General features: G+C 60.5%; 15 protein-coding genes. 3 read left to right on the top strand and 12 right to left on the bottom strand.

Annotated elements, in window-relative coordinates:
• The 5 genes from N434_RS13440 to N434_RS13460 all read right to left on the bottom strand — a co-directional run.
• The coding region (locus tag N434_RS13440; protein WP_146227655.1) for a carbohydrate ABC transporter permease at positions 1-400 on the bottom strand (400 nt) is incomplete at its 3' end.
• 166 nt (positions 401-566) lie between these two features.
• Positions 567-1,880 carry an ABC transporter substrate-binding protein gene (locus N434_RS13445; RefSeq protein ID WP_110758377.1) on the bottom strand — a complete coding sequence of 438 codons (1,314 nt, stop codon included), beginning with the start codon at positions 1,878-1,880 and terminating at the stop codon, positions 567-569.
• 144 nt (positions 1,881-2,024) lie between these two features.
• Positions 2,025-2,978, bottom strand: a complete 954-nt coding sequence (locus tag N434_RS13450; protein ID WP_110758379.1) for a sugar-binding transcriptional regulator — start codon at positions 2,976-2,978, stop codon at positions 2,025-2,027.
• A gap of 300 nt (positions 2,979-3,278) precedes the next feature.
• Complete coding sequence (locus N434_RS13455) at positions 3,279-5,129, bottom strand: ABC transporter ATP-binding protein (protein ID WP_110758381.1); 1,851 nt, start codon at positions 5,127-5,129, stop codon at positions 3,279-3,281.
• Positions 5,130-5,177: 48 nt separating this feature from the next.
• On the bottom strand, positions 5,178-6,341 hold the full coding sequence (locus N434_RS13460; protein WP_110758383.1) for a M20 aminoacylase family protein: 1,164 nt from the start codon (positions 6,339-6,341) through the stop codon (positions 5,178-5,180).
• 306 nt (positions 6,342-6,647) lie between these two features.
• Between N434_RS13460 and N434_RS13465 the strand changes: the two genes are divergently transcribed.
• The 3 genes from N434_RS13465 to N434_RS13475 all read left to right on the top strand — a co-directional run bounded on the left by N434_RS13465 (position 6,648) and on the right by N434_RS13475 (position 10,421).
• Positions 6,648-8,357 (top strand): peptide ABC transporter substrate-binding protein, encoded by a 1,710-nt coding sequence (locus N434_RS13465; RefSeq protein ID WP_110758384.1) that lies wholly within the window; start codon positions 6,648-6,650, stop codon positions 8,355-8,357.
• A gap of 140 nt (positions 8,358-8,497) precedes the next feature.
• Positions 8,498-9,508: an ABC transporter permease gene (locus N434_RS13470; protein ID WP_065117710.1), complete on the top strand. Its 1,011-nt coding sequence runs from the start codon at positions 8,498-8,500 to the stop codon at positions 9,506-9,508.
• Complete coding sequence (locus N434_RS13475; RefSeq protein ID WP_110758386.1) at positions 9,501-10,421, top strand: ABC transporter permease; 921 nt, start codon at positions 9,501-9,503, stop codon at positions 10,419-10,421. Before N434_RS13470 ends, N434_RS13475 begins: the two co-directional genes overlap by 8 nt.
• A gap of 154 nt (positions 10,422-10,575) precedes the next feature.
• Here the strand turns inward: N434_RS13475 and N434_RS13480 are convergent, their stop codons facing one another.
• The 7 genes from N434_RS13480 to N434_RS13510 all read right to left on the bottom strand — a co-directional run bounded on the left by N434_RS13480 (position 10,576) and on the right by N434_RS13510 (position 17,712).
• The gene (locus N434_RS13480) at positions 10,576-10,926 is read right to left on the bottom strand and encodes a ribbon-helix-helix domain-containing protein (protein WP_110758388.1); all 351 of its coding nucleotides are present in this window, start codon (positions 10,924-10,926) and stop codon (positions 10,576-10,578) included.
• 70 nt (positions 10,927-10,996) lie between these two features.
• A complete protein-coding gene (locus N434_RS13485) occupies positions 10,997-11,563 on the bottom strand; it encodes a DJ-1/PfpI family protein (RefSeq protein WP_181423967.1) in 567 nt (188 codons plus the stop codon).
• Between the two features lie 96 nt (positions 11,564-11,659).
• Entirely contained in the window at positions 11,660-13,057 is a 1,398-nt protein-coding gene (locus N434_RS13490; protein ID WP_110758390.1) for an amidase, read from the bottom strand.
• Positions 13,058-13,110: 53 nt separating this feature from the next.
• Positions 13,111-13,932 carry an ABC transporter permease gene (locus N434_RS13495; RefSeq protein ID WP_181423968.1) on the bottom strand — a complete coding sequence of 274 codons (822 nt, stop codon included), beginning with the start codon at positions 13,930-13,932 and terminating at the stop codon, positions 13,111-13,113.
• A complete protein-coding gene (locus N434_RS13500; protein WP_110758392.1) occupies positions 13,929-14,879 on the bottom strand; it encodes an ABC transporter permease in 951 nt (316 codons plus the stop codon). Before N434_RS13500 ends, N434_RS13495 begins: the two co-directional genes overlap by 4 nt.
• Before the next feature lie 212 nt (positions 14,880-15,091).
• Entirely contained in the window at positions 15,092-16,627 is a 1,536-nt protein-coding gene (locus tag N434_RS13505; RefSeq protein ID WP_110758394.1) for an ABC transporter substrate-binding protein, read from the bottom strand.
• Between the two features lie 182 nt (positions 16,628-16,809).
• Positions 16,810-17,712: a LysR family transcriptional regulator gene (locus N434_RS13510; RefSeq protein WP_065117717.1), complete on the bottom strand. Its 903-nt coding sequence runs from the start codon at positions 17,710-17,712 to the stop codon at positions 16,810-16,812.
• Between the last annotated feature and the right edge of the window lie 89 nt (positions 17,713-17,801).

The raw sequence follows: 17,801 nt of genomic DNA on the forward strand, positions 1-17,801 counted from the left end.
CGCCGTAACCGGGATGCATGATCATGTTCTTCCACACCAATGCGGCCACCGGCGGCATGACGAAGAACGGCGAGATGATCATGATGCGGACGATGCCCTGGCCGAAAATGTCATTGTCGAGCAGGAGTGCAATGGCGATGCCGCCGATGACGGTGATCGCAAGCACGCCGCCGACGATCAAAAGCGTGTTCCAGATCGACTGGAAGAAGGCCGGGTCGGTGTAGAAATACTGGTAATTGAACAGACCCGCAAAGCTGACATTGGCCGGGTTGAGGAGATTGTAGTTCTGGAACGAGAACCACAGCGTCATCGCCAGAGGCACGATCATCCACACCAGCAATAACAGCACCGATGGCGCAAGCATCACCCGCGCCAGACCGCTCGTGTTTCGAGTTGCCATTGCACTCACCTCCCCTTGGGTACAGGCGTCACGACATGCGCCCGGCATATCCGGAAGAACCGGCTCATTCTTGTTTTGATTTGAAAGGCATTAGAGCCGCCTGGCGGCTTCCGACCCGGAGTGTTCGCTGCCCGGCACGGGAGCCGGACAGCGATCTTCGGGAGGATTACTTGATGTAACCGGCGCGGGTCATTTCACGCGTCGCAGTCGACTGGGCGCCCGCAAGCGCATCATCAACACTGGACTGACCGGCAACGACCGCCGAGAACAGCTGACCGACAGTGGTGCCGAGCGCCTGGAATTCAGGGATCGCCACGAACTGACCACCGGTGTACGGCACGGGCTTTACAGTCGGCTTGGTAATGTCGGCAGCATCCATGGCGGCAAGCGTCGGCTTGGCGAAGGCGGCGGCCTTTTCATACTCGGCGTTCTTGTAAAGCGAGGTGCGGGTGCCCGGAGGCACGTTTGCCCAGCCTTCCTTGGAAGCGACGAGCGTGGTGTAATCCTTGCTGGTTGCCCAGGCGATGAACTTTTCGGCAGCTTCCGCCTTCTGCGAGCTCTTCGGGATGGCAAGGTTCCAGGACCACAACCAGTTGCCATGGTTCTTCAGTTCACCATGCGTCGGGAAGAGCGCATAACCGACCTTGTCAGCAACGGTCGAATCCTTCGGGTTTGACACGAAGGAGGCAGCGACCGTGGCATCGATCCACATGCCGCATTTGCCCTGCTGGAACAGCGTCAGGTTTTCGTTGAAGCCGTTGGAGGAAGCGCCCGACGGACCGGCATCCTTCATCAGATCGACGTAGAACTGCAACGCGCTCTTCCATTCCGGCTGATCGAACTGCGGTTTCCAGTTCTCATCGAACCAGCGGCCGCCGAAGGAGTTGGTGAGCGCGCTGATGAACGCCATGTTTTCGCCCCAGCCGGCCTTGCCGCGCAGGCACATGCCGTTGATATCCGCCTTGCGGTCGGTAATCTTGCGGGCGGCGTCGCCGATGAATTCCCACGTCGGGCTCTCGGGCATCTTCAGGCCGGCTTTTTCAAACAGGTCCTTGCGATACATGATCATGGCGGATTCGCCGTAGAAGGGTGCTGCGTAAAGCTTGCCCTCGGCGGAAAGACCGCCACGGATGGCCGGCAGGATGTCATCCACGTCGTATTTGTCGCCGAGCTTTTCGAGCGGCAGCAGCCAGCCCTGCTTGGCCCAGATCGGCACTTCATAGTTGCCGATGGTCATGATGTCGTATTGGCCGCCATTGGTGGCGATATCGGTCGTCACGCGCTCGCGCAGGACGTTTTCCTCAAGCGTTACCCATTCGACCTTGATGTCCGGGTTCTTTGCCGTGAAGTCGGAGGTCAGCCCCTGCATGCGGATCATATCGCCGTTGTTGACGGTGGCGATGGTCAGCGTCTCGGCGGAAGCAAGGGTGGTAAAGGCGAGGGCCGAGCATGCGCCCAGCAAAATGGTCTTCAGTGTCATATCTTCCTCCCAGAAGAAAAATGATGAGCATTCGCTTTGCTCTGGGGCATTTACTCACCTCACGAGCAAAAAAGTCAAGCGACATCCTGTGCTGCGACGCACATGGAAAAAACAACCGACTGATTTTATTGGATTAATTTTTGCTCAATGCGTGAGCAAATATTCGCTCGTCACTTCATCGGTGATGAGGCCGTTCAGCAGACCACCCCTCAGCGCCGCCAGAATCGAGGCGTGCTTGCGGACACCCTGCGCCATGCCGATGACGGTGCAGGTGTCTCTTGAAGGGATGGGAACGGAGGCGACGCGCTCGTTGACGGAATGCTCGAGAATGCGGCCATGGGCATCATACATCCAGCCGCAGATCTCGCCGACCGCCCCGCTGGCCATCAGCGCCTTCATCTCGTCGACACCCAGGAAACCATCGACGCAGAGCGGCGCGTTTTCGCCAAGTTCGCCGACCCCGACGAAGGTGACATTGGCGGCGGACCCCAGCGCCAGCGTGGAGCGCACCATGGACTGGTCGTGCAGCAATTCGCGCTCTTCCGCAGAAGAACACAGAACCGGCAGCGGCATCGGAAAATGCCGGGCCTTGATGGCATCGGCCATGCTGAAGATGACGTTATAATAGGCGGCCGATCCATCCGGGCCGATATTGCCCGTCAGCGACACGATGCGGTGCTGCGGGCATTCCATCGGCGGCAGCTGGTCGACAGCGGCCTTCAAGGTACGGCCGGTGCCGATGGCGAGCACGATGGGATCGGCATTTTTCAGCCAGCGCTCGATCTCCGCCGCCCCGGCCTCGGCAATGCCGACGGTCGAGGAGACGCCGGCAGGATCGCTCGGCACCACCTCGATATATCTAAGGTCGAATTTCTCTTTCAGACGTTCGGCTTTTTCGAGACAGGCGGCGATGGGATGATCGAGCCGGACCTTGATCAACCGCTCGGCCACGGCAAGCGACACCAGCCGCTGCGCCGACTGCCGGGAAATACCCATGGCGGCGGCGATCTCATCCTGTGTGCGGCCGGCGACATAATAAAGCCAGCCGGCACGGGCCGCATCGTCCAGCCGTCCATGTGCGTCGTTTCGTCTGGCCATGCCGCTGCCCTCCAGGAATTATGCTTGCGCATTTGCTGGCATTTTTTTGCGGCGGCTGTCAAACGGCGGATGGGCGGAAAGATTATACGGCGCGAAAATCGGCGGATGAGGAACGGTGGATCAGTGACTGACGGCTTATACGTCCGTGTCGTTATTTTTCCGTCATTCCGGCCTTGAGCCGGAATCCAGCCACGGCGCGTCTGCGCCGTGAGAAGAGTCTTTCGCGATCAAGGACTTGATCGCGCTGGACCCCGGATCAAGTCCGGGGTGACGATGCTGGGTTTATGCCCGTACCCTCAATCACGCCGCTTCCTGCACCAGATGCCCAGCTGAAACCTCGCGGTAATGGCGCTGCGGCGGCACATAGTCCACCGGTCGGATCGGGCTTTTGATCTCATCGGTCGCCATATTGCGCCGGATCTGCCGCCGCGCCGGGTCCGGTACCGGAACGGCGGACATCAGCTTTTTCGTATAGGGATGCTGCGGATTGTCGAAAACCGCCGCACGCGGGCCGATCTCGACGATCTCGCCAAGATACATCACCGCCACACGATGGCTGACGCGCTCCACCACCGCCATATCATGGCTGATGAACAGGAAAGCGAGGTTGAGGCTCTGCTGCAGGTCGAGCAGCAGGTTGCAGACCTGCGCCTTGATCGAGACATCGAGCGCGGAAACCGCCTCGTCGGCGACGATGACCTTGGGATCGAGCATCAGCGAGCGGGCGATGGCGATGCGCTGGCGCTGGCCGCCGGAGAACTCATGCGGGAAGCGCCGCATCATATCCGGGCTGAGGCCCACCTTTTCCAGAAGATCGGCCGCCTTTTCGCGGGCCTGCTGTCTGGTTCCGAGGCGATGCTCGATAAAGGGCTCCATGATCGCCGTGCCGATGCTCATGCGCGGATCGAGCGAGGCGAAGGGGTCCTGAAAGATCATCTGCACGCTGCGACGCATGGTGCGCAGCGTCGTCTTGTCGAGCTTCAGCACCTCGTAACCGTCAAGCATGACATTGCCGGATGTCGGTTCGATCAGCCGGGTGATCGACCGCCCCGTCGTGGATTTGCCGCAACCGGATTCACCGACCAGCGACAGCGTCTCGCCCTCGGCCAGATCGAAGGAGACCTTTTCCACCGCATGCACGGCGCCGGATTTACGGCCGAAAAGGCCGGAGCGGATATCGAAACGGGTCGTCAGGTCCTTGACCGAGAGAATGGGCGTGCGGCCGCCGGAAACAGTATCCTTGACCTCGACCACAGGCTGGCTCTCGCCGGTCTTGATATCGATGATCGGGAAACGCGCCGGCAGCGCCCTTTCCTTCATCGAACCGAGCTTCGGCACTGCCGAAAGCAAAGCGCGCGTATAGGGATGGTGGCCGCGATGGAAGATATCGTCGGTGGTGCCGGTTTCCACGACATCACCACGGAACATGACGATGGTACGGTCAGCCACTTCCGCCACCACGCCCATATCATGGGTGATGAACAGGACCGACATGCCCTCCTCTTCCTGCAATTGCTTGATGAGGTCGAGAATCTGGCCCTGAATGGTCACATCCAGCGCCGTCGTCGGCTCGTCGGCTATCAGCAGCTTCGGTTTGGAGGCGAGCGCCATGGCGATCATCACACGCTGGCGCATGCCGCCGGAAAACTGGTGCGGATAATCGTCGAAACGGTTCTTCGCATTGGGAATACGGACTTTCTCAAGCAGGCGGATGACCTCGGCGCGCGCGGCGGAAGAGGAAATATCCTGATGCACGGTCAGCGCTTCGGCGATCTGCTTGCCGATCGGGAAGATCGGGTTGAGGCTGGTCATCGGCTCCTGGAAGATCATCGAAATGTCTTTTCCGCGAACCTTGCGCATCTCCTCTTCCGGCAGCGCCAGGAGGTTGCGGCCGCCGAGCATGACGCTGCCTTCGATGCGGCTCGTCTTTTTATCGAGGAGCCGCATGATGGAGAGCGAGGTGACGCTTTTGCCCGAGCCGCTCTCGCCGACGATCGCCACCGTCTCGCGCGGTGCGATCTCGAAACTCATATTGCGCACCACGGATTTCCAGCCGCCATCGACGCGGAAGGATGTGGTGAGATTCTGAACCGATAAAACCGGGCTGACCGAGCCGCCGGTCTGTTCCATTGATGTCGCCGCCAAAAGCATGCCGATCTCCTGAAAAGCAGAAGGCGGCCACGAGGGCCGCCGGATGTCTTACGCAGCAAGTGCCTTTTCGGCCATCGAAACCCAGTAGCTGATGCCGTAAGGCAGCGCATCGTCGTTGAAATCATAGGCCGCATTGTGCAGCCCGGCGGTATCGCCATTGCCGATGAAGATGAAGGCGCCGGGGCGCGCTTCCAGCATGTAGGAGAAATCCTCGGCACCCATATGCGGGTTGGGATTGGTGTTGACGGCGTTCGCACCCGCCACGCCCATCGCCACGCCGGTCGCAAATTCGGTCTCATCACTGTGGTTGAAGGTGACGGGATAACCGCGATGATATTTCACCTCCACGGTCGCGCCATGCGCCATGGCGGTGGCGGTCGCCACTTCCTTCAGGCGCTTTTCCGCGAAATCGCGGGTTTCCGGCAGCAAAGTGCGCACCGTTCCCGTCAGCGTCACCGCACCGGGAATGACATTGACGGCCGTGCCGCCATGGGTGGTGGCGACGGTGACGACCAGCGATTTCAGCGGGTCCGTCTCCCGCGAGACGATGGATTGCAGGGCGATGATGACATGCGCCGAGGTCAGCACCGGATCGATGGAGAGATGCGGGGCGGCCGCATGACTGCCCTTGCCGGTGATGACGATCTCGAAACTATCCGCCGCCGCCATGGTGGAACCCTTGCGGATGGCGAATTGCCCGACGGGAATGCCCGGCTCGTTATGCATGCCATAGACCTGCGAGATGCCGAATTTCTCCATCATGCCGTCATTCAACATGGCGAGCGCGCCCGCACCGCCCTCTTCGGCGGGCTGGAAGATCACGGCCACGGAACCCTTGAAATTGCGGGTCTCGGCCAGATATTGCGCCGCACCCAGAAGCATGGCGGTGTGCCCGTCATGACCACAGGAATGGGCCTTGCCCGGCGTCTTCGAAGCCCAGGGCTTGCCGCTGGTCTCAAGGATCGGCAGCGCATCCATGTCGGAGCGGAAACCGATGGTCGGGCCATCGCCATGGCGGCCCTTGATGATGCCGACCACACCGGTCTTGCCGATGCCGGTCTCGACTGCGTCGCAGCCGAAGGATTTCAGTTTTTCGGCTACGAATTTCGATGTTTCGTAGACATCGTAGAGCAGTTCCGGGTGTTCATGCAGATGGCGCCTCCAGCCGGCAACTTCTTCCTGCATTTCAGCCACACGGTTCAATATCGGCATTCTCTTTTTCCCCTTTTTTGTTCCCCGCCGGGTTGTCGGACGCCATATTGCGTCTGGAATTTCTCGTTTTGCAAGCATGAATTTTGCTGCATGAGCGAAAAATAGGCCGAAAGCCGAATGGCTCAAATTTTGTTCATCAATAAGAGTTTGGGGCTTGCTTTTCAAAAAAACTGACAATAGCATCATCTGGAATGGAGGAGTATTCCTTAGCAAAGTCAAATACTTATAATAAAAGACCTTGAATATGACGACAGGAAAAGCGTCAAACATTCAAACAGATAAAATCCAAAAAGGGGAAAAACCACGATGAAGAAGCGCAGCGTTCTCTTTGCCAGCACGGTGGCGGCCATGGCTCTCGCAGGCTCTGCCGCCCATGCCGAGCGCGGCAGTGACGGCGAACTGAAAATCCTGTTCTGGCAGGCCGTATCGACACTCAACCCTTACCTTTCCGCTGGCACGAAGGAAGTCTACAGCTCGTCCATGGTGATTGAGCCGCTGGCGCGTTACGATGAAAAGGGCGAACTGGTGCCGATGCTGGTCACCGAAATTCCGACGATCGACAATGGCGGTGTCGCGAAGGATCTGCTCAGCATGACCTGGAAGCTGAAAAGCGACGTGAAATGGTCGGATGGCACACCGTTCACCGCCGAGGACGTCATTTTCACCTGGAAATATTGCCTCGCACCGGATGGCGGCTGCGCACAGGCGGCGCAATATGAGGGCGTGAAGAATGTCGAGGCCGTCGACGCCCACACCGTCAAGATCAGCTTCACCGAACCAAAACCTTACCCCTATTCCGCATTCGTCGGCGCACAGTCGCCGGTCATCCAGAAGAAGCAGTTTGAAAACTGCGTCGGCGCTGCCGCACCCGGCTGCACATCCGCCAATTTCGGTCCCATCGGCACCGGCCCCTTCGTGGTCAAGGATTTCAAGCCGAATGACGTGATCAGCTTCGTCGCCAACACCAATTATCGCGACCCCGCCAAGCCGGCCTTCGCCACGGCGACCCTGAAGGGCGGCGGCGATGCCGCTTCCGCCGCGCGCGCCGTGCTGGAAACCGGCGAATTCGACTATGCCTGGAACATGCAGGTGGAGCCGGAAATCCTCGCCACCATGGTGGCCGCCGGCAAGGGCAAGCTGGAAACCGCCTTCGGCACCCAGGTCGAGCGTATCAATCTCAACTGGTACAATCCCGATCCTTCGCTGGGCGACAAGCGCTCCACCAAGCAGGGCGGCCCGCACCCGGCCCTTTCCGATCCCGCCGTGCGCCGTGCATTGTCGCTCGCCATCGACCGCGATATCATCGACGAAGCGGGTTATGGCGAAGCGGGCAAGCCGACCTGCAACATCGTGCCGGCTCCGGAAGCCTTCGCTTCCACCAAGAATGACAGCTGGTGCCTGAAGCAGGATGTGGAAGGCGCAAACAAGCTGCTGGACGATGCCGGCTGGGTGAAGGGTGGCGATGGCATCCGTGCCAAGAATGGCGTGAAGCTTTCTTTCCTCTACCAGACCTCCACCAACTCGGTCCGCCAGGCCACACAGGAACTGGTGAAGGACATGTGGTCGCAGATCGGCGTTGCCTCCGAACTGCGCAATGTCAGCGCCTCGGTCTTCTTCGGCGGCGATCCGGCAAGCCCGGATACCTTCCAGAAGTTCTATGCCGACGTCGAAATGTACACCAACAACTTCGACGGCACCGATCCGGAAAAATATCTGGCGGAATGGCTGTGCGACAAAATCCCGGCCCCTGAAAATGGCTGGCAGGGCCAGAACATTCCGCGTTATTGCAACCCGGAATTCGACAGGCTGGTGGGTGAACTCTCCAAGACCGCCGACCTTGCCAAGCGCGGAGAGATTTCCAAGCAGCTCAATGACATGCTGACGGAGGAAGGCGCGCATATTCCGCTTATCCACCGTGGCAGCGTTTCCTCGCATTCGCTGACGCTGGAAGGCGTTCGCATGAATGCCTGGGATTCGGAACTCTGGAACGTCGCGGACTGGTCCCGCAAGAAGTAACACGCAGATGCGCCGGCCTCTTTGCAAGGGGCCGGCCTTCTGCATGCCCCTGGACCATGATCTGAAGACACATTTGCCGCGCCAAGGCGAAAACGTTCCCAATTTTCGTCCAGCCGCGCTCTGGGTCTGGAGAGTTTCAGATGTTTACCTTTACGCTCCGGCGGCTTGCCTTTGCCGTACCGACGCTGCTCGTCATCAGCTTCGTCATCTTCGCGCTGCTCGATCTTGCGCCCAACGACCCGACCGGCGACCTGCCGCTCACCATTCCGCCTGAAGTGCGCGAGCAGATCCGCGCCTCGCTTGGCCTCGACCAGCCGTTCCTCATCCGTTACCTGATGTGGCTGCAGCAGTTCTTCATCAACGAACCTTTGAACCTCTTCGAAAAGCTCACCGGCTGGCAGATCGGCGATGGCAGCCGCATGCGGGTGCTCTCCTGGGCGACACGCAGCCCGGTGGTCGATCTCGTCATTCAGCGCATGCCGCAGACGCTGTGGGTGGTGGGCCTCGCCTATCTCTTTGGTGCGCTGCTGGCGATCCCGATCGGCGTCATCTCCGCCTACAAGCAATATTCGATCTTCGACCAGATCGGTACCTTCGTTTCCATGGTCGGTTATTCGGTTCCGACCTTCTTCACCGGCGTGCTGCTGGTCGTCATCTTCAGCTCCTATCTGCAATGGTTTCCTTCCGTTTATGACACCAACCTGAGGGTCTCGGACTGGGCAAGCTTCGTGGCGCAGGTGAAGCAGATGTTCCTGCCGGTGCTGGTGCTGACGCTCTACAATGTCTCGCAGATCAGCCGCTTCGTGCGCGCCTCCATGCTCGATAATCTGCATCAGGATTATGTGCGCACGGCACGCGCCAAGGGCGTGAAGGAAAAATCCGTCCTGCTCGTCCACGTGCTGCGCAACAGCCTCATCCCTGTTGTGACGGTGATTGCGCTCGGCGTGCCGACCATCTTTTCCGGCGCCATCATCACCGAGCAGATTTTTCGCGTGAACGGGCTTGGCCAATTGCTGATAACCGCCGTTCAGGGCGCGGATATTCCGCTGGTGCAGACGCTGACCTTCATTTTCGCGGTGCTGATCGTGCTCTTCAACCTGATTGCCGACGTGCTGTACGGCATTCTCGACCCGAGGATCCGCTATGACTGACGCCACCATCGCAGCACCGACGGTTGCGGCCACCCCCACGCAATCCGCCCTTGCCGATATCTGGAAACAGTTCCGCGTTCACAAGGGCGGCGTGGCGGGCCTCTTCGTCTTTATCTTCATCCTGCTTGCGGTCTACGTCGGCCCCTATATCCACACCGTTGCGCCCAACGCGATCAACGTGAAGGAACGCAACCAGTGGCCATCATGGGCGCATCCCTTCGGCACCGACAATCTCGGCAAGGACATGCTGGCGCAGGTTCTGGCCGGCGGGCGCATCTCGCTTGCCGTCGGCATCACCGCCATGCTGCTGGCGCTGTTTCTCGGCACGCTGGTGGGGGTGCTGTCAGGTTATTTCCGCAGGCTCGACGGGCCGCTGATGCGGCTGACCGACCTCTTCCTCGCCCTGCCGCTTCTGCCGTTGCTGCTTGTCATCCTGATGCTGTTTCGCGATACGCTGCGCGCCGCCTTCGGTCCGGAAACCGGTATCTTCATCCTGATTGTCTTCGTGATCGGGATAACCAGCTGGATGCACACCGCCCGTATCGTGCGCGGCGATGTGCTGACGATCAAAAGCCAGGAATTCATCATGGCGGCGAAATCGAGCGGCATGCGCGAATATCGCATCATCCTGAGGCACATCCTGCCGAATGTGCTGAGTTCGATCATGGTCTCGGCCACCCTCGGCATCGCCGCCGCCATCATCACGGAATCCGCGCTCTCCTTCCTCGGTCTCGGCTTCCCCTCCGATTTCCCGACCTGGGGACGGCTGCTGTTCGATGGTGCCAACTTCCTGCAACTGACGCCGTCACGTGTGTTGTGGCCGGGGCTGGCGATTTCGCTAACGGTTCTGAGTGTGAATTACATCGGCGATGCCGTGCGCGATGCGCTCGATCCGCGGGCGCTGAAGAGCTGAGGAAACGCCGTTCCCTGCGTCACAAGAATCTCTCCACCGTCATCCTCGGGCTTGACCCGAGGATCCATTGCCGCGCGTGACTGTGGATCCTCGGGTCAAGCCCGAGGATGACGTCGGGTGCAAGTTGATCCACTATCGAGCCCAAAGTTACCACCTAGTGGTAATTCACCTTCTCCGCATCGAGAATGCTGTCCGCATCCAGCGCCGCAATCGGAATATCGCTGCGCGCAGGGATATCGCCGGAAAGCTGAAGTGCCAGATAACGCCCGCAACAGACCCGCAGGAAAGAGGTGAAATTGCCGAGGTCGTGCCCGGCATCGATCGATTCATTATAAAGCTTGGCGATAAGCTGCACGCTGTTCATGCCGTCGCGCCGCGCGATCTCGTCCAGCGTCGTCCAGAAGAAGTTCTCAAGCCGCACACTTGTGACCATGCCGTCGATCCTGAGTGACCGCGTATGGCTCTCCCAAAGCGTGGGGTCTGCCTTGATGAAAAGCTTGCACATGGTTTCCTCCCTCACCACGCCTGAAAGATAGGCGGAAAACGGGGCCGGAAAAAGCCCCGTTTCGCCGGTCTTATTTGCCGAGCACGGCCATGAATTGCGAAAGCCAGGCCGGATGGGCCGGCCATGCGGGCGCCGTCACCAGCTTGCCGTCGGTAACAGCCGCATCGATGGCGATATCGGCATAGGTGCCGCCGGCCAACTCGACCTCGGGACGGCAGGCGGGATAGGCCGAGCAGGTGCGGCCCTTCAACACACCGGCCGCCGCCAGCAGTTGCGCGCCGTGGCAGACGGCGGCCACGGGCTTGTCGGCCTCGAAGAAATGTTTCACCGCCGCCAGCACATCCGCATTAAGGCGGAGATATTCCGGCGCGCGGCCGCCGGGAATGACCAGCGCATCGTAATCCGCAACCTTTATATCAGCGAAGGTGGCGTTGAGCGCGAAATTATGGCCGCGTTTTTCCGAATAGGTCTGGTCGCCCTCGAAATCATGGATGGCCGTGGCGATGGTCTGGCCCGCTTTCTTGCCGGGGCAGACGGCATGCACCGTGTGGCCGACAGCAAGCAGCGTCTGGAACGGCACCATGGTCTCATAATCCTCGGCGAAATCGCCGGTGATCATCAAAATCGTCTTCGGCATGTCTGCTCCTCCCGTTTTCGAATGCCTTTGGGCACCCTAACAGGCAGGATCGAGATGCGGGTATTATGGCAATACTACATGGCCGATAAAGGTGGATCAGCGGGCCTGCGGCGGCTGCGGCCAGCGTCTCACACCACCGCTCCAATTCTCGAAAGCCCTGGAAAGTTTGAGCACGAACAAATCCTCGTAACGCGGCCCGACAATCTGCAAGCCAATGGGCATTCCCGATCTGGAGAAGCCACAATTGATCGAGGAGGCTGGCTGTTCCGACATGTTCCACGGCACAGTGAAGGCGATATGTTCGAAGGGCCGTGAGGGGTCATTGGTGGGCGAGGCCCAGTCGGCCGGGTAGGACACGATGGGATTGGTGGGCGAGATCACCGCATCCACTGTCTGCATCAGCCGCCCGCAGGTCTTGCGCATTTCCATCGTCTGATTGAAACCGAAGACCGCACGGGAACCGCTAACCTCCGCTCCCTTCTCCGCCCATTCGAGAATATAGGGGAGGATCGTCGCACGGCGTTCATCGCTCAGCGCCACCATGTCGCCCCAGAATTTCGCCCGCCAGAAATCATCCAGTCCGTCCAGCATCTCGCGCGTCAACACTGGCTCAACCGGAATGACGATAGCGCCAGCCGCCTCGAACAGTTTTGCGGCCGCGACAACAGCATCGCGCACCTCTTCATCCAGCGGCAGGCCGCAGCCCGCATCCAGCATGAGGCCGATTTTCAGGCCTTTCACATCGATATCGAGATCCTTCCAGTCGATACTGTTTGGCGGCAGGGATGTCCCATCGCGCCAGTCGGGCCGCGAAAGCGTCGCCATAGCATAGGCGGCATCAATGACGGTGCGGGTCATCGGCCCGGCGCAGCGGCCGGTATAATAGGGATCGACCGGGATGCGGCCCTGGCTCGGCTTGAAGCCGAAGAGACCGGTCCAACCGGCCGGGAGCCGCACCGAGCCGCCAATATCCGTGCCGATATGCAGCGTACCATAACCCGCAGCGCCTGCCGAAGCCGCACCAGCGCTGGAGCCGCCGGGGTTCTGGGTGGGGTCCCACGGGTTGCGGCTGAGCTTGTGGAAGCTGGAAAGGCCTGACGATAGCATGCCGTAATCCGGGCAGGTCGTCTTGGCATAGAGGATCGCGCCATCTTCCCGGCATCGGGCTGCCACCGGCGCGTCTTCAGCCGCAGGCACCAGTTCCACCGCCCTGGTGCCGAGCGGCACCGGGTGGCCCTTCGTGGCGATGAGTTCCTTCAGCGAGACTGGAATGCCATCGAGAGCCCCGAGCGTTTCGCCTTTTTGCCAACGCTCCGTCGAGGCCAGCGCCTGCCTGCGGGCATCTTCCGGATCATAAGCGTAAAGCGCGTTCACAACAGGCTCGAAAGCCTCGATACGCGCCTCCACCGCCTGCCAATATTCCGATGGCGAGAGTTGCCTCTCCCGGTAAAGCGCCAGGATTTCGAGCGTGTTGAGGTCTATGAGATCGGTCATGGCATCGTCTCGTCAGAAAAACAGGGAATAGGGGCGATATCGGCTTGAAACGGTCAGCTGGTATCGCGCGGGTCCAGCAGATCGCGCAGGCCATCGCCGAGAAGATTGAGGCCGAAAACGGCGAGCGCAATCGCAAGGCCGGGCATGATGGCAAGCCAGGGTGCCGCGCCAAGATAGGTCTGGGCATCGGCGAGCATTCGCCCCCAGGTGGCGGCGGGCGGCGGCATGCCGAGACCGAGGAAAGAAAGGCCCGCTTCCGTCAATATCGCAAGACCGAGCTGGATCGTCACCTGCACGATGATCTGGTTGGAAATATTTGGCACGATATGGAAAAGCGTGATCTTGGCGCGGTTCTGGCCGATGCTGATCGCAGCGGTGATGTATTCCCGCGCCCATATCTGCAGTGCAGCCCCCAGCGTCAGCCGCGCAAACACCGGCACCATGAAGGTGGCGATGGCAATGATGGCGGTGAAGCGCCCCGTGCCGATGAAGGCACCGAGCATCATGGCCGACAGGATGGGCGGCACGGCGAAGATGATATCGCAGATGCGCATGACCACGGTTTCGGTGACCCCGCGCAGGGCCGCGACCGCAACGCCGATAGCCGTACCGACAGACGCGCCGATGGCGACGGCGGCGATGGCGGTGGAGAGTGAATTCCACGCGCCGGCCATCAGCATCGACAGCACATCGCGGCCAAAATGATCCGTGCCGAGACCGCCATAAACGAATGGCGATTTCAGTTTCTGGACGATCTGCATCTTGGTCGGCGAAACCGGCGTCCAGACCAGCGACAGAAGGGCAACGGCAACGAGGAAGGTGGTGACGGCGATGCCGACGGCGAAGGCCGGGCGGCGGCGGATAAATCGCATCATCGCGCACCTGCCCGCAGTCTCGGATCGATGAAGAGATAAGCGATGTCGACGACGAAATTCATGATGATGACCAGCGCCGAGAAGAACAGCACGACGGATTGCATGACGACGATGTCGCGCTGGGTCAGCGCCTGATAGGCAAGCCGCCCGAGGCCCGGCAGGTTGAAGACATTCTCGACAAGCACCGCGCCGGCAATCAGAAAGGTGAATTGCAGGCCGATCATGGTGACGACAGGGATCATCGCATTCGGAACCGCATGCCGCCACAGCGCCACCCGCTCGCTCAGGCCCTTGGCGCGGGCGGTGCGCACGAAATCCTCATTCATCACTTCAAGCACGGCGGAACGGCAGACGCGGGTGAGAACCCCGGCCTGCGACAGCGCCAGGGCGATTGCCGGCAGCACCAGCGCCACAAGCCCTGCCGAAAAGCTCGGCGTCCAGCCGGGAAAACCACCTGATGGCATCCAGCCGAGCGTGGTGGAAAAAACGATGATGAGCAGCAGCCCGACCCAGAAGCCCGGCACGGCAATGCCCACATGCGAAAACAGCCCGGCCGCAAAATCCAGCGCCCCGTTGCGGTTCCGCGCCGCCGCCACGCCGAGAGGAATGGCAATGGCAACGGACAGGCAAACCGCAAGCAGGGCGAGCGGCAGGGTAACGGCCAGCCGCTCGACAATCAGGCCCGCCACGGGCACGCCATAGGTATAGGATTGCCCGAGATCACCCCGGAAGACACCGGCCAGCCAGTGGAGGTAACGCAGCGGCAGCGGCTGATCGAGGCCCATCTGCTTCTGCAGCGCGGCGAGCGTATCGGGGCTTGCCGAAGTGCCGAGCATGATGGCGGCCGGATCGCCCGGCAGCAGGCCCATGACGACATAGATGATGAGGGAAACGGCAAACAGCGTGATGACGAGACTGACGAGACGCCGGATGAGGACGGCTAACATCTGGCATCTTCTCCTTGCTTCGTTTCACCTGCGGTCGAGCGTCCAGTTATCCTTCTCCCGTCATTCCGGCCCTGAGCCGGAATCCAGCCGACGCGCGTCTGCGCGGCGGAGAGAACCCTTTCAGCCCAGAGACTTGGGCTGGCTGGATGCCGGATCATCCTCGGGCTCGACCCGGGGACCGGCACGACGGAAGAAACGGCTATCGACAAACGTCACTCTTCCCAATGCACATCCGTCAGCACATTCGAGGGAATGGGCTCGTTTTCCCACAGCCCCTTCACCTTCCTGTCCCAGACGCCAAGCTTCGGCATCACGAACAGAAAGAGAGCCGGCACATCTTCGGCGAGGATTTTCTGGGCGTCGCCATAAAGCTTTTCCTGCTCCCCGGCATCCGCCGTCTTTTCGACGCTGGCGATGACCTCATTGAAGGTCGGGTTCCTGTAGTTGAAATAATAGGGATCGCGCGAATAGATATCGATGTCCATCGGCTCGGCATGGGCAACGATGGTCATGTCGTAATCCGCACCCTTCAGAACATCCGCCACCCATTTGGCCGGAAATTCGGTGGTCTCGATGGTCATCGTCACACCGATTTCGGCCAGCATCGCCTGCAGGATTTGCGAGGTGCGCTGGGCATAGGCCATCTGTGGCGCCTTGATGGTGAAGCTGAAACCATCAGCATAACCCGCTTCGGCAAGCAGCGCTCTCGCCTTGTCGACATCGTAAGGGTGCACCCCTGTCGTATCGATGTATCCGCGGTCATTCGGGGTGTAGTGGCTGCCAATGGCCGTGCCGTAACCGGACCAGGCACCTTCGATGACAGTGCCACGATCCACCGCCATCATCAGCGCCTGTCGCACGCGTTTGTCGTCAAAAGGCTTGCGGGCATTGTTCATGCCGGCCACGACCTTCAGCTCGGTATTGCCGACGAAGGTGCCGAGGCGTTTATCGCCATCGAAGGAGGTCATCAGTTCCGGCGCGCCGAATTCCGGGAAGGCATCGATATCGCCGGATTTCAGGGCCGCCGCCTGCGCCTGCGGATCGGACACGAAGCGGAAGGTCGCCCTGTCGAGTTTCACCGCCACGGCCTTGTCCCAATAGGCGGTGTTCTTTTCCAGTTCCACCTTGTCGCCCTTCGCCCAGTTCACGAATTTGAACGGGCCGGTGCCGACGGGCGTGGTGCGGTTACCCTCAGCGCTTTTCGGCGCCACCATCACGGAGGCAGGCCAGCCGAGCCAGTAGAGAAGACTGCCGGCCGGCTGCTTCAGCTTCAGCACCAGCGTTGCGGCATCCGGCGTCTCGATATTGTCGATGGCGGCGAAGAAACGTTTCTGCGGATTGACCGAGCTTTCGCCACGCGCCCGATCCAGCGAAAATTTGGCCACGGCGGAATCGAAGGCCTCACCGTCGTGGAAGGTAACGCCCTTGCGCAGCTTGAATGTGTAGGCCTTGCCGTCAGGCGCAATTTCCCAGCTTTCGGCAAGCTGCGGCCTCACCTTGCCGTCGCGGTCGATCGTCACCAGACCTTCAAAGACATTCTGCCAGGTTACCTGGCCGATGGCGACGGGGGCAGCAATGGTCGGATCGAGACCGGCCGGCTCGACGGCCATGCCAAGCGTCAGCGCGTTTTTCGGCGCGGCCTCGGCAACCGTTGCCGAAAGCGGCAGCCAGAGCGCAGTGCCCAATGCGAGGGTCAGCGCGGTGCGGCGCGAAAGCGTTGCCGCCTGCGAAAGATAAGTGCGTGGCATCCTTAGTCCCCTGTCTGGCGGCCGGGGCATTTTTGCCCTTCCGAAGACCACCCGTTGCAAAAAGAGTGTCATGTTGCAGGCGCACACACAATCTCGATTTTTGTGTGCTCCGTGTAGCTGAAATGGCTACACGGAAATGCAGATGGAAATCAACCTTCCGGGCAGATCGCCAGCCGTCTCGCTTACCCCGCCGTCGCCTCGCGCATGAAGCGCTCGATGAAATCGGCAAGCTTGGAGGCGGCGAAGGACAATTGCCGATCCGGCGCAACACAGAGATCGATCTGGGTGTGGATACCCTTCTTGCCGGCCAGCGGAACGGCGACCATCTGGCCGCTGCGGATTTCCCGCGCCACCGAAAGCGCCGGCAACAGCGTGGCGGCGGCATGGCCCAGCACCAGCTCCTTCAGCATTTCCAGAGAGCTGGTGATGAAGACGGGATCAAGCTCGATGCCGGCATCGGCAAACAGCGTGTCGAATGCCTGCCGCGCGGCAAAACTCTTGTCCGGCAGAGCAAGCGGCAGCCCGGCCAGTTCCTTCAGAGAGACTTCCGGTTGGGCGGCGAGCGCGTGACCGGCCGGGAAGATGACATCATAGCTGATACGGGTGCGCGAGCGCACCTTCACACCCGAAAGCTTCGGCGCGAACAGGCTGACGACCAGATCGGCCTCCGCCGCGCCCAATGCCTCCATCGCCTGCCGGGCGCTGGTAATATGCACCTCGAAACGCAGTTTTGGGTATTTCAGGCTGAACTGCGCCAGCACCGGCGCCAGAAGGTTCGCCACCGTCGCGCCATTGGCATAGACCGTGACGCGGCCGCGCTGGAGGCCTTTCAGATCGTCAATGAGCTGATGAACATGGTCGAGTTCCCGTAGCGTCTTGCCGGCGCGGGCGGCGAGCAGCTCTCCCGCAGCGGTCAACTTCACGCCGCGGCTGGAACGCTCCACCAGCGGCGAGCCGAAATAATATTCGAGGTTCTCGATCTGCCGGCTCACCGCCGTCGGCGCCACATTCAGGTTTTCCGCCGCGGCGCGCATGGAGTTGGTGCGGACCAGTTCGTCGAAATACATCAATGCGCGCAATTGCATGGTCTGGATACCTTGTTTTGGCCGACACCGTCCGTCATGCCGGGCTTGACCCGGCATCCAGCGCGATCAAGTCCTTGATCGCAATAGAG

The sequence above is a fragment of the Rhizobium sp. UGM030330-04 genome (assembly GCF_003208455.1).
Classification (GTDB): Bacteria; Pseudomonadota; Alphaproteobacteria; order Rhizobiales; family Rhizobiaceae; genus Agrobacterium; species Agrobacterium rhizogenes_A.

What these genes read in the sequence shown, in the direction of transcription:
- N434_RS13445 (WP_110758377.1), bottom strand. Translation starts at nt 1,880, where the DNA reads ATGACACTGAAGACCATTTTGCTGGGCGCATGCTCGGCCCTCGCCTTT.
- N434_RS13450 (WP_110758379.1), bottom strand. Translation starts at nt 2,978, where the DNA reads ATGGCCAGACGAAACGACGCACATGGACGGCTGGACGATGCGGCCCGT.
- N434_RS13455 (WP_110758381.1), bottom strand. Translation starts at nt 5,129, where the DNA reads ATGCTTTTGGCGGCGACATCAATGGAACAGACCGGCGGCTCGGTCAGC.
- N434_RS13460 (WP_110758383.1), bottom strand. Translation starts at nt 6,341, where the DNA reads ATGCCGATATTGAACCGTGTGGCTGAAATGCAGGAAGAAGTTGCCGGC.
- N434_RS13465 (WP_110758384.1), top strand. Translation starts at nt 6,648, where the DNA reads ATGAAGAAGCGCAGCGTTCTCTTTGCCAGCACGGTGGCGGCCATGGCT.
- N434_RS13470 (WP_065117710.1), top strand. Translation starts at nt 8,498, where the DNA reads ATGTTTACCTTTACGCTCCGGCGGCTTGCCTTTGCCGTACCGACGCTG.
- N434_RS13475 (WP_110758386.1), top strand. Translation starts at nt 9,501, where the DNA reads ATGACTGACGCCACCATCGCAGCACCGACGGTTGCGGCCACCCCCACG.
- N434_RS13480 (WP_110758388.1), bottom strand. Translation starts at nt 10,926, where the DNA reads ATGTGCAAGCTTTTCATCAAGGCAGACCCCACGCTTTGGGAGAGCCAT.
- N434_RS13485 (WP_181423967.1), bottom strand. Translation starts at nt 11,563, where the DNA reads ATGCCGAAGACGATTTTGATGATCACCGGCGATTTCGCCGAGGATTAT.
- N434_RS13490 (WP_110758390.1), bottom strand. Translation starts at nt 13,057, where the DNA reads ATGACCGATCTCATAGACCTCAACACGCTCGAAATCCTGGCGCTTTAC.
- N434_RS13495 (WP_181423968.1), bottom strand. Translation starts at nt 13,932, where the DNA reads ATGATGCGATTTATCCGCCGCCGCCCGGCCTTCGCCGTCGGCATCGCC.
- N434_RS13500 (WP_110758392.1), bottom strand. Translation starts at nt 14,879, where the DNA reads ATGTTAGCCGTCCTCATCCGGCGTCTCGTCAGTCTCGTCATCACGCTG.
- N434_RS13505 (WP_110758394.1), bottom strand. Translation starts at nt 16,627, where the DNA reads ATGCCACGCACTTATCTTTCGCAGGCGGCAACGCTTTCGCGCCGCACC.
- N434_RS13510 (WP_065117717.1), bottom strand. Translation starts at nt 17,712, where the DNA reads ATGCAATTGCGCGCATTGATGTATTTCGACGAACTGGTCCGCACCAAC.